The sequence below is a fragment of the Commensalibacter sp. B14384M2 genome, assembly GCF_016101865.1.
GTDB lineage: Bacteria > Pseudomonadota > Alphaproteobacteria > Acetobacterales > Acetobacteraceae > Commensalibacter > Commensalibacter melissae.
On sequence record NZ_JACFPS010000003.1, the window covers coordinates 253225 to 264621 of the forward strand.

Here is an 11397-nt window from a genome sequence, read left to right on the forward strand (position 1 = left end):
TGACCTGTTTATTTGTTAAACAGGTCACTTTTCATTTGTAATATATCCAAACATAACGTGTCATTATCATGGAATTATAAATATTTGGATTTGTTACTTGTAAAGCATTTATAAGATTGTTAAATTAATACAAAATTGTCTTCCGTTAGATGTGGGGGGTGGCCTTAGTCGGCCGCCTTTTTTATTTTGGAATCCGTAGAAAATATTTCTGATGTACGTATTGAACAACGTGTTATCGCTTTGATTGAACCCATTTTGATTGATATGGGATATGAGTTGGTTAGAGTGGCTTTGTTGGGCAAACAAGCTTTGACTTTACAGATTATGGTGGATCGGGCTGATGGTAGTCTGATTAATGTTGAGGATTGTGAACAGATCAGTCATGCTGTAAGTGCTGTAATGGATGTTCATGATCCTATGGAAGGTCCCTGGACATTGGAGGTTTCCTCCGCCGGAATCGATCGTCCCTTGGTGCGTGTAAAAGATTGGAACCGTTTTGCGGGTCATCTTGCCAAAGTGGAAATGATGATTCCAATTGAAGGCAGAAGACGGTTTTCCGGGATTGCCTTGGGAGCGGATGAACAGAATGCGCGTATGCGTTTAGATACAGGTTCTGAAATTGAATTGCCTTTGTCAGAAATACGCAAGGCTAAATTGGTGCTGACTGATTCTTTAATTGATGCATGCAGTCATATGGTCAATGCTTTATCTGGGTCGGAAACTGAATAAAGTATAAGTGAAAATAAAATCAAAACCGGTTTAATCTGGTATAATAGATTGTGAGGTTAAAATGGATACGTCTGTTGCTCGTCCTGAATTGTTATTGGTTGCTGATGCTGTTGCACGTGAAAAAGCCATTAGCCGGGAAGAGATTCTCGAAGCGATGGAACAGGCCATTCAAAAGGCTGGACGCGCTAAATATGGTCATGAAAAAGACATTCGTGCGATAATTGATCGTAAGACGGGAGAGGTGCGCCTTTCCCGATGGACAGAAGTCGTGGAGGAAGTTGAAAATGAGGCTTCACAAATTCCATATAAAATTGCTCTCAAGATACAGCCTGATATCAAGATTGGTGAATATCTTATTGATCCATTGCCACCCATAGATTTTGGCCGTATCGCTGCACAGACTGCAAAGCAGGTTATCGTGCAACGTGTTCGTGAATGTGAACGGAATCGTCAATATGAGGATTTCAAGGACCGTATTGGTGAAATTGTGAATGGAACAGTGAAACGAACTGAATATGGCAATCTGTTGGTGGAAATTGGCAGTGTCGAAGCTTTGTTAAGGCGTGATGAATTGATTCCAAGAGAAAACTTTCGGAATTCAGAGCGTGTAAGAGCCTATATTTGTGATGTCCGTAAGGAGCCACGTGGTCCACAGATCTTTTTATCTAGGACGCACCCCGCATTTTTGGCGAAATTGTTTGCACAGGAAGTGCCTGAAATCTATGATGGTATTATCGAGATTAAGGCAGTCGCCAGAGATCCGGGTTCCCGAGCGAAAATGGCTGTTATTTCAAAAGACAGTACCATTGATCCTGTTGGTGCTTGTGTTGGGGTCAGGGGGTCTCGTGTACAAGCTGTAGTACAGGAATTGCAAGGGGAAAAAATTGATATCATTCCTTGGAGCGGTCAGGCGGCCACCTTTGTCGTGAATGCCTTGGCACCGGCGGAAGTTACAAAAGTTGTCATGGATGAGGAAGCTGGGCGTGTGGAGGTTGTGGTGCCAGATGATCAATTGAGTTTAGCTATTGGACGTCGTGGACAAAATGTTCGTTTGGCCAGTCAATTGACACGATGGGACATTGATATTCTGACCGAAACAGAAGAATCAGATCGTAGACAAGAAGAATTCCGTCGCAGATCCGCTATTTTTGCCGAAGAGCTGGATGTTGATGATGTGATTGCCGGCCTGTTGGTTACAGAAGGTTTTCATACTATTGAGGAGCTTGCTTTTGCCGATCCCCAGGAATTGGCTGAAATTGAAGGTTTTGATGCAAATATCGCGCAAGAGCTTGTCCAGAGGGCAGAAGAATGTTTGGAAAAACAACATCGTTCTCTGGATGAGAAAAGGCAGGCTCTTGGGGTTTCGGATGAGCTTGTGGAACTTGATTGCTTTACACAACAAATGTTGATCTTATTGGGTGAAAAAGGGGTGAAAACGCTCGATGATTTAGCTGACCTTGCCAGTGATGAACTGATCGAGATTCTTGGTGCAGATGCAATTGATGAAGAAACAGCCAATGCAATTATTATGCAGGCCAGAGAACATTGGTTTGAAGAAGAGGGAAGCGAGGAAAGTCAAGATAAAGAATAAAATTTGATAATGATATTTAAATGATTAGGCTTCATGGGAGGCCTAATCATTTTGATTTATTATTTTCTTTTAATTTTGAATAGTTTACGCTAATGAATAAAAGGCCTGATAGCTCGGCGAATCGTCAACGTTTCTGTGTGGTTACAAGGGAAAGAGATGATCCTGAAAATTTAATTCGTTTTGTTTTGTCGCCAGATGGATATATTGTTCCAGATTTGACAGAACGGCTTCCTGGAAGAGGGATGTGGTTGAAAGCCGATAAAAATATCATACATAAGGCGATAGAAATGCGTTCGTTCTCACGTGCAATGCAATGTCAGGTTACAGTTCCGGAAAATTTGGTGTCAATAATTAGGGATGGTTTGCGGAATAAAATTAAGGATACATTTGGTTTTGCGAGACGTGCTGGACAGATTACGTATGGTTTTGTAAAAGTAAGAGAAAAGATTTCTCAGAATATTGCTGGATTGATTATACAGGCTATAGATGGTAGTGAAGAAGAAAAAAAGCGTATATTATCAGGAACGGGTCTTTTACCTGTCATGGCAGTTTTTACGGCAAAAGAATTGGGAATGATTTTTGGTCGAGAATATATAGTTCATGCAGCAATTTACAGGGGACCGTTTGTAAAACAAATTCTTTTTGATAATAAACGGTTATCAGGAATAATAAATTAGGGTATAAATCGATGGAATAAGTCAACCCATCGAAAATGGATTTAAGAACAGGCAGGTATATGAGCGAAGGCAACGATCAAGAACAAGGACAGGGTAAAAAACGTTTATCTTTACGTTCATCAGTAAAAAGGGACGTGGGGCAGACTGTCGATGCCGGATCTATTAGGCAAAGTTTTAGCCATGGACGCAGCAAGGTTGTCCAGGTTGAAGTACGTAAAAAGCGTAGTGCGCCTGGCAGTAAGGAAAAACAGGTTAATAGTGTCCGTAAACCTGCGGCAAAAAAAGCATCTGCTGGTTCGAGTAAACGCTCCTTGACAGCTGCAGAATTAGCCATCAGACAGCGTGTTCTGGAAGAACAAAAGCTTGAACAGCAGCGTAAAAATCTTGAACGTCAAGAACAGGAAAAAATATCTATTCTTTCAGAAGCGGAGAGATTACGTAAAAAACAGGAAGAAGAGAAAGTTCTAGCCAAGGCTCAGGCAGAGGCTGAAAAGGCTGCGCAGGAAGAAGGCAAGGAAACTGTTGAGCAGGAAAAAATTGCTGTATCTGAGACAGAAGAAGAATCTAGAAAAACTATAAAATCCAAAAAAACGAAAACTGCATCTGAACCTCCATTACGTCGGGTCAAGGTTTCCAAGGTTCCTATTCCTGGTGAAATTACCTTGGCACCAGAACCTGTTCCTGTGGAACCTTTGGCAAAAAGGGCTATTTTGCCTGAAAAACCTGTGGTGGGTGAGTCTGTTAAGAATGGAGAATCCGTTTCTGGTAAAACCTCAGTAAAAAATTCAGGTGAATCTGTTCTCAATGTCAAAACATCTGAAAAAGACGGAAAAATAAATAAGAAATCTGTTGAATCTTCACGCAGGATTAATGTTCAGGATGATATCGATTCTGATGAAGGGGATGGTCGTCGTGGTTCATCCCGTCGTGGAAGCGGTGTAAATCGTAAAAGCAGTAGTCGAGGCAAGGGGGATGGTCGTCGTTCTGGTAAAATAGATATTCAGGCAGCGATTGAGGGCGAGGATGATAATAAAGTTCGTTCGTTGGCTTCGGTACGTCGTCAAAGAGAACGTGAACGCCGTCAAGCAGAGTTGGAGAAATTACGTACGGATCAGGTAAAGGTTGTTCGTGATGTCACTCTTCCAGAAACAATTACCGTACAAGAACTTGCCAATCGTATGGCGGCACGTCAAGGAGTCGTTATTAAAGCCCTGATGAAAATGGGTGTGATGGCAACAGTTAATCAGTCATTGGATGCAGACACGGCCGAATTGATTATCGAGGAATTTGGTCATCGTGTGCATAGGGTTGCCGATAGTGATGTTGAACTTGGTATTGAAGGTGTAGAGGATAAGGATGAGGATAAATTGCCCCGCCCACCTGTTGTAGCGGTGATGGGACATGTTGATCATGGTAAAACCTCTTTGCTGGATGCTCTGCGGACAACGGATATTGCGCATAAGGAGGCTGGTGGGATTACCCAGCATATTGGCGCCTATCAGGTTAGAATGCAGTCAGGTGCTAAAATCACCTTTTTAGATACGCCTGGTCATGAGGCATTCACGGCGATGCGTTCCAGGGGAGCGTCAGTGACGGATATCGTGGTGCTTGTTGTTGCTGCGGATGATGGGGTCATGCCTCAGACAATTGAGGCAATTAAACATGCTAAAGCTGCAAATGTTCCAATTATTGTCGCCATTAATAAATGTGATTTACCTGGAGCCAATCCTGACCGTGTAAGACAGGAGCTTTTGAATCATGAAATCGTCGTTGAGAAAATGGGGGGTGATACTCAGGATGTTGAAGTTTCGGCTAAAAAACATATCGGTTTGGACAAACTGGAAGAAGCAATCATTTTGCTGGCTGAATTGTTGGAATTAAAAGCAAACCCGAATAGAGTGGCAGAGGGTGCTGTTATTGAAAGCCGTTTGGACAAGGGACGTGGACCTGTTGCGACTTTATTGGTTCAGAAAGGAACCTTGAATAAAGGAGATGTTATTGTCGCTGGTTCTGAATGGGGTCGTGTTCGTGCGATGCTGGATGATAAAAGCAAGAATATGAAAAAAGCTGGACCTTCCACACCCGTAGAGCTTTTGGGTTTAACGGGTGTACCTCGTGCTGGTGAGCCTTTTGTTGTTGTGGATAATGAAAGTAAAGCTCGTGAAATTTCTGAATTTAGGCAACGTAAGGCTCGTGAAAAACAGGCAGCGGTTAGAATGGCTGCACGTGGAACCTTGGATCAGATGCTTGCGCGTATTCAAGCAAATGAGCAAAAAGAAATTGCTGTCTTAATCAAGGCTGATGTTCAGGGATCTGCTGAGGCTATTCAGGCAACAGTTCAGAAACTTGAACATGAGGAAATTAAAGTTCGCGTTTTATCCGCAACAGTTGGTCAGATTACGGAAAGTGATGTTCAACTTGCCAAAGCATCACAGGCTATCATTATCGCCTTTAATGTAAGAGCAACAACGCAGGCTAGAGAACTTGCACAGCATGAAGGTGTTGATATTCATTACTATTCAATTATTTATCAGGTGGTTGATGATATTGAACAGATTATTAAAGGACGTATTGCACCAAAACAGCGTGAGAAATTCTTGGGTTATGCAGAAATTCGTAAAGTCTTTACCATTAGTAAAACTGGTAAGGTTGCAGGATGTTACGTAACACAGGGCGTGGTTCGTCGAGGCTGCGGTGTTCGGTTGTTGCGTGATAATGTTGTTATTCATCAGGGTAATTTAAGCCAGCTTAAACGTTTCAAGGATGATGTCAAAGAAGTGGCACATGATTATGAATGTGGACTTTCTTTTGCGGGATACAATGACTTGCGAGAGGGAGACGTTGTTGAATGTTATGAAATTGAAACAGTACAGGCTTGATGGATAAATTTATAGTAACTGGGAAGGATTTTTTGAAAAAGGATTCAAAAGGCCCTTCTCAACGGCGATTGCGCGTTGCTGAAGAAATCAGGCATATTTTGGCAGATTTATTCATCCGGATCGAATTTCGTGTGCCTGAACTTCAGGGACAGAAATTTACAGTAACGGAAGTGCGCATGACACCTGATTTGCGTCATGCAATTGTATATATTTCTCACTTAGGGAAAAGTGATGTAGGGAATTTTTTACCTGCATTAAAACGAGTTGCACCTTATTTGAGAAATCAGCTGTCACAAAAAATTAGACTTAAATTTTTACCTGATTTGAGATTTCAGCCTGATACAACTTTGGACTATGCAGCTAAGATTGATGCAGTGCTGAATAGTCCGGAAGTTTTGAGAGACCTTGAAAAAGAAAATCAATAATCAAGTTAGTACAAAGGATTTTTACTGATTTGATTAACCAGTTGGATTAATAGAGCCTGTTCTATTTTGATTACATCACTGTCAGAAGCAATGGAACCCGATGCAAAAAAGGTTCCTTTTTGTTTGTTGATGGGTAGATGTTCATTTCTGGGAATAATGGACCAATCAGCTTCCAAGATTGCTGAGCCATTTTGATTCCCCAGATTTTGTACATCCAAGTGGCTGATATTGATCAGGATCTGACTTGTTGGCATACCAACCTGTCTTTGATTGGTTATGAATAGAGTTGGATTTTTTATGGATAGCAAATGTGTAACATAATCGGTTACGGCAACGGATAAAACGCTACTCATTCTTCCGTTGACACTATGATGAAGACTGCTGTTTTCTCGGGTAACAATATCGGTTGTGTCAAGGTAATCCGGTACTGTGATCGGTGTAATGATAATAGTGGGGGAAGTTTCAGAATATTGTGTAATTTTGTTTGTCGACTGATTTATAATATTTTCATTGAAAGTGTAATATTTAAGAGGGGGAGCACTGCATCCCCCGAGAATAAATAAGGTACTTAATGAGGATAAAGCGATAAATTTATTCATTGTTTTCGACCAATCAGTAATAATTTAGGATTACGTTCTATTTCCCGCGAAAATCCTCGAAGTGAAGTGGAAGCATCAGCAAGGTTCTTCAGGATAATTTCAAGATTGTTTCGTGAAGGTGAACGGGATGAGGTAAGCGTTTTCACATTATCAATCATTTCTGATGCTGATGACACGGCTTTGTTTGAATTGTTTAATAAAATGTGAAGCTCTTTTCCGCGTGAACGAAGTTGGACATCTCCATCAACAAGCAATTTATTAAAGTTCTTCAATAAACCATCTATGTTTTTGTTGATATGAGTCACCAGAATATTTGTACTATCTGATGTTTTCTTGACGCTATTAATAAGATCAGGGGTTTGCTTGTTTAAAGTTTCGGCAAGTTGTCCTATTTTTTGCGCAGTGTCATTTAGGTTTCTGGAAAGTTGTTCAAGTTGTAGATTCATTAATTCGGATTTGATTTTTTGAAACGTAGAGGGACGGGAAGGTATTTCTGTAAGATTTTTTGCAATCACAGGATGAAAGTGAGGGGCATTCTGCAAATCAAAATCAAGAAAAATATTGGACGTACCGGTAACGAAACTTTCTGTGCTAATTTCTGCACAAAGTCCATTTTCTATCATTTTTTCCAATAGTTTTTTAAAATTATTATATTTATATCCTATGCGGATTTTTCTGGGATCAATATTGATTACTACAGGGATATAGGCTTTGTGACTACCTTGATCGAATTGGAGATTAATGGAATCAACGGTTCCTACCTGTACTCCTCTGAACGTAACAGGCGCTCCAATGGATAATCCTGATATTGAGCTTGGAAAAACGATTATGGCATGCTCTTTTTTTGAAAAAAGATTAAAATTACTGAAAAAAATAACAGCACAAAGAGCAAGAATTATTCCTCCCAATACAAAAGCCCCGATTGTGGTTTGTTTATTAATGGTCATCTTTGTTCTTCTTTCTCTTCTGCATTTTCATAACGTTGTCTATGCATAAAATCGTATACCAATTGACAGGATGGATGATCGTGCATTTCTTGTGGTGAACCATGGGCAAGGGGTGTCTTTGATTCCGCGTCAAGGAATATACCATCATCTGCAATTGTAAATAAACTTGATAATTCGTGACTGACTATGATGATTGTGGTTCCCAATCCATTTCGTAAGGTGAGAATTAAATCATCAAGTCTCTTAGAAGTGATGGGATCAAGTCCGGCTGAGGGTTCATCAAAAAATAGGATTTCTGGATCAAGGGCAAGAGCTCTAGCCAAGCCACACCGTTTTCTCATTCCTCCGCTTAATTCAGAGGGATACAGGTTAATGGCATATTCCATTCCAACCAGCCCCAGTTTTAATTCTACCAATCGATGAATCATTTCTGGAGAAAGGTTGGTAAAAAGTTGCAATGGAAGTGCAACATTTTCACCTACTGTCATAGAGCTCCATAGAGCAGCATTTTGAAACAAAATACCAAAATTATGCGCGATTTTTATGCGATGTTTTCTCGAAACTCTCCAGTAATTTTCATTCTTGACAAGATAATCACCCGCTATTGGTTCTAAAAGCCCTATCATGGATTTAAGAAGTGTACTTTTTCCACATCCACTACCACCCATTAGGGCAAAAATGCTGCCTTGCTTAACGTCAAAATTAATGTTTTTCTGGATAACCTTTGTACCGTAACCAATGGTGAGATTTTTAACGGATAGAAGTATATTGCTGGATTGGTTACTCATTATTTATATTCCAATCATGTCAGCAATAACGGCAAATATGGCATCAATAGCGATCACCCCTACAATGCCAGTAACCACAGCTTTGGTCGCAGCCAAGCCGACATCAACCGCACTTCGTCCTGATTTTAACCCGATGTAACAGCTGCTTACCCCTATAAATATTGCAAATGAAACGGTTTTGAGACCACCAAACACAAATTGGTTGAAAGCAACCGCTCCGAAACTTTGTTGTAAAAATCCTATGATTGAAACTTTTAACATGAAAATGGAAACAATCAATCCGCCAAGAATTCCCATAAAACAGCCATAAAGATATAAAATCGGCATGGTGATTACAAGTGAGAGCATTGATGGAAGAATAAGATATTCCATAATGGAAACACCCATGACTTTTAACGCATCGATTTCCTCATTGCCCTGCATTGTTGAAATACGGGCTGCATAGGCCCCACCTGTTCGGCCTGAAATAACAATAGCACTCATGACGGCAGCCATTTCCCGAACAGTTGCAATGCTGACCAAGTTTGCCACATAAGCGTCAGCTGCAAACCTGCGTAATTGTACTGCACCGACAAAACCAAGAATTGCCCCGACTAGAAAATTAACAACACTGATGATTAAGAGGGCAGACGGACCAGCGTTCTGGACATCAGAAATCAAATCCACAATTCGCATGTAAGAACGGCCGGTGAGGGATTTTAAAATACCAATAATAACTTCCTTAAGCATCTGGACAGTTATGCCAAGATTGGTCAGTCCGTTGATAGTCCATTCACCAATCATATATAACGGACGAAAGGGAGATGAATGTTTAACAGGTGCCTCATCTTTGCTTTCATGCAAGAGGGAAAGAAGTTCTTGTGCGGAAGCAGGCAGATCTTTGTCAGAGAATTTTATGGAATGTTTGGTGGCCTGACATTTGATATCCCAAAGAAAGACAATCAATCCACTATCCCAGTTTTTAAGATTTCTAGCATCAAAATAAAGCGTTTGATGAGCAGGGATCCTTTCTAGATTTTTTGGAGAAAATCGGGGAATGTTATTGTTTTTTGCTAACCATTGCCCACTTAAGGAAATAACATAATGATTTTCTTGCTGCTCTAGTTTCCACTGAGGCTGCTGATCTGAATTTATATCGCTCATGCTTTGTCTGAATAATGTTGAATAATTTTATTTCATAAAATTATACTAAAAAGGTAAATATATAAAACATTATATACTTATATGAAATGTAGGTGAATTTATTATCATTTTAATTTTTTATATAATATGGTTTTTTTTGTAAAAAGTAACTATGTAAAAAAGAGAAGTATTGGTAATATAAAAGTTACTTTTCAGAGAAGTAGGATTTTTGATTGATTGATGCATACAAAACGTAAACAGAAGTTGGATGGATGGCTTCTTGTTGATAAACCATTAAATGTGACATCTGCTTACGTTGTAAATAGGGTGAAATATGCTTTTAATGCTTGTAAGGTAGGGCATAGTGGTACCTTGGATCCATTGGCGACAGGGTTGTTACCCATCGCTTTTGGTCAGGCAACCAAAACAATCCCTTACATTATGGATAAGACAAAAGTTTATCATTTTGAACTTACTTTTGGAGAATCTCGTACAACGGATGATGCTGAAGGTGAGGTTCTTGACCATTCAGAGTTCAGACCGGGTGATGAACAAATCAATAAGGCTTTACAGTCCTTTCAAGGAGAAATATATCAGGTACCTCCTATCTACTCAGCGGTAAAGGTGCAAGGTAGACGTTCTTATGACTTAGCACGTCAAGGGGAAAAACCTCAACTAAAAGAACGGTTGGCACGTATTGATTCTTTTCGAATGATAGAACGGATTGATAAAGATCGTGCAAAGTTTGAAGTTGTTTCTGGTAAAGGCGTTTATATGCGTTCTTTAGCCAGGGATTTGGCGGTTGCCTGTAATACAGTTGGTTATGTTTCTGAATTACGCCGCCTTCGCGTGGGTCCATTTGATATTGCAAATGCTTTTTTACTGGACAAAATCGTTGAAAATGGCAAAAAAGGAGTTGTTTCTTTAGATATGCTTCTTCCCGTTCAAACTGCGCTGGACGACATCCCGGCTCTAGCTGTGACTGAAGAGGAGGCTGAATCCCTGAATTTTGGCAAATCTATTGATCTGACCGAGATATGGAATCGTTTTGCACTGGATGTGAATTCATATGATGGCATTGTTCGTGCAATGAAAAAGGAGCATTTTATAGGATTGTGCCATTTAAACAATAAATGGCTGCGTCCTGTTCGTATTTTTAATATTTAAATTGATGAAAGGATATACGATGTCGATTACACCGGATCGTCGTACCCAGCTAATTAAAGAATACCAAACCAAAGAAAATGATACAGGGTCTCCTGAGGTTCAGATTGCTTTGTTAACAGAAAGAATTAATAATTTAACTGAACATATGAAAGAACACGCCAAGGATTTTCATTCCCGGCGTGGGTTATTGAAATTGGTTGGTCAACGTCGTCGTTTGCTGGCCTACATCAGTCGGGTTAATAAAAGCCGTTATGAAAACCTGATCAAGCGTTTAGGTTTGCGTCGTTAAAAAATAAAGACTGGTTTATCTATTAAACCAGTCTTTATTTTATAAATTAAGAATATTGAGTATATTATAATCAAAACAGGAAAGTTTTTTGAAATCCAGCTTTACAGCGTTTCAGGCCACATGGTGTGAAAATAACAAAATATAAATGCTCCATGCCGTCCGAAACGCTGTTATTTACAGCATT

Annotated in this window: 11 protein-coding genes; 7 read left to right on the plus strand and 4 right to left on the minus strand. The window is 40.0% G+C overall.

Translation table 11 applies throughout. The annotated features are described in order from the left end of the window. Positions 1 to 186: 186 nt before the first annotated feature. The 5 genes from rimP to rbfA all read left to right on the plus strand — a co-directional run bounded on the left by rimP (position 187) and on the right by rbfA (position 6301). Complete coding sequence (gene rimP / locus H3R33_RS07045; RefSeq protein WP_155568585.1) at positions 187 to 729, plus strand: ribosome maturation factor RimP; 543 nt, start codon at positions 187 to 189, stop codon at positions 727 to 729. Between the two features lie 61 nt (positions 730 to 790). Further along, on the plus strand, positions 791 to 2320 hold the full coding sequence (gene nusA, locus H3R33_RS07050; RefSeq protein WP_155572340.1) for a transcription termination factor NusA: 1530 nt from the start codon (positions 791 to 793) through the stop codon (positions 2318 to 2320). Positions 2321 to 2412: 92 nt separating this feature from the next. Then, positions 2413 to 2997, plus strand: a complete 585-nt coding sequence (locus tag H3R33_RS07055) for an RNA-binding protein (RefSeq protein WP_155568583.1) — start codon at positions 2413 to 2415, stop codon at positions 2995 to 2997. A 59-nt stretch (positions 2998 to 3056) separates the two neighbouring features. Then, positions 3057 to 5876, plus strand: coding sequence for a translation initiation factor IF-2 (gene infB / locus H3R33_RS07060; RefSeq protein ID WP_198185039.1), 2820 nt, complete (start codon positions 3057 to 3059; stop codon positions 5874 to 5876). Then, entirely contained in the window at positions 5876 to 6301 is a 426-nt protein-coding gene (gene rbfA, locus H3R33_RS07065; RefSeq protein WP_198185038.1) for a 30S ribosome-binding factor RbfA, read from the plus strand. The genes infB and rbfA overlap by 1 nt, the downstream gene beginning before the upstream one ends. A 5-nt stretch (positions 6302 to 6306) precedes the next feature. Here rbfA and H3R33_RS07070 read toward each other — a convergent pair whose 3' ends face one another. The 4 genes from H3R33_RS07070 to H3R33_RS07085 are packed head-to-tail and all read right to left on the minus strand — an operon-like array spanning position 6307 to position 9778. Next, positions 6307 to 6900: a membrane integrity-associated transporter subunit PqiC gene (locus tag H3R33_RS07070; protein ID WP_155566041.1), complete on the minus strand. Its 594-nt coding sequence runs from the start codon at positions 6898 to 6900 to the stop codon at positions 6307 to 6309. Then, on the minus strand, positions 6897 to 7847 hold the full coding sequence (locus H3R33_RS07075) for an MlaD family protein (RefSeq protein WP_122124116.1): 951 nt from the start codon (positions 7845 to 7847) through the stop codon (positions 6897 to 6899). The genes H3R33_RS07070 and H3R33_RS07075 overlap by 4 nt, the downstream gene beginning before the upstream one ends. Then, positions 7844 to 8635, minus strand: coding sequence for an ABC transporter ATP-binding protein (locus H3R33_RS07080; RefSeq protein ID WP_122124115.1), 792 nt, complete (start codon positions 8633 to 8635; stop codon positions 7844 to 7846). The genes H3R33_RS07075 and H3R33_RS07080 overlap by 4 nt, the downstream gene beginning before the upstream one ends. A 3-nt stretch (positions 8636 to 8638) precedes the next feature. Continuing rightward, positions 8639 to 9778, minus strand: coding sequence for an ABC transporter permease (locus H3R33_RS07085; protein WP_198185037.1), 1140 nt, complete (start codon positions 9776 to 9778; stop codon positions 8639 to 8641). Between the two features lie 219 nt (positions 9779 to 9997). On the opposite strand from H3R33_RS07085, the gene truB reads away from it, so the two are divergent. Further along, on the plus strand, positions 9998 to 10924 hold the full coding sequence (gene truB / locus H3R33_RS07090; protein ID WP_198185036.1) for a tRNA pseudouridine(55) synthase TruB: 927 nt from the start codon (positions 9998 to 10000) through the stop codon (positions 10922 to 10924). A 19-nt stretch (positions 10925 to 10943) separates the two neighbouring features. Continuing rightward, a complete protein-coding gene (gene rpsO / locus H3R33_RS07095) occupies positions 10944 to 11213 on the plus strand; it encodes a 30S ribosomal protein S15 (protein ID WP_110439101.1) in 270 nt (89 codons plus the stop codon). Positions 11214 to 11397 lie beyond the last annotated feature (184 nt).

Coding starts and splice junctions, on each gene's coding strand:
- nusA (WP_155572340.1), top strand. CDS start 791: ATGGATACGTCTGTTGCTCGTCCTGAATTGTTATTGGTTGCTGATGCT.
- H3R33_RS07055 (WP_155568583.1), top strand. CDS start 2,413: ATGAATAAAAGGCCTGATAGCTCGGCGAATCGTCAACGTTTCTGTGTG.
- infB (WP_198185039.1), top strand. CDS start 3,057: ATGAGCGAAGGCAACGATCAAGAACAAGGACAGGGTAAAAAACGTTTA.
- rbfA (WP_198185038.1), top strand. CDS start 5,876: ATGGATAAATTTATAGTAACTGGGAAGGATTTTTTGAAAAAGGATTCA.
- H3R33_RS07070 (WP_155566041.1), bottom strand. CDS start 6,900: ATGAATAAATTTATCGCTTTATCCTCATTAAGTACCTTATTTATTCTC.
- H3R33_RS07075 (WP_122124116.1), bottom strand. CDS start 7,847: ATGACCATTAATAAACAAACCACAATCGGGGCTTTTGTATTGGGAGGA.
- H3R33_RS07080 (WP_122124115.1), bottom strand. CDS start 8,635: ATGAGTAACCAATCCAGCAATATACTTCTATCCGTTAAAAATCTCACC.
- H3R33_RS07085 (WP_198185037.1), bottom strand. CDS start 9,778: ATGAGCGATATAAATTCAGATCAGCAGCCTCAGTGGAAACTAGAGCAG.
- truB (WP_198185036.1), top strand. CDS start 9,998: ATGCATACAAAACGTAAACAGAAGTTGGATGGATGGCTTCTTGTTGAT.
- rpsO (WP_110439101.1), top strand. CDS start 10,944: ATGTCGATTACACCGGATCGTCGTACCCAGCTAATTAAAGAATACCAA.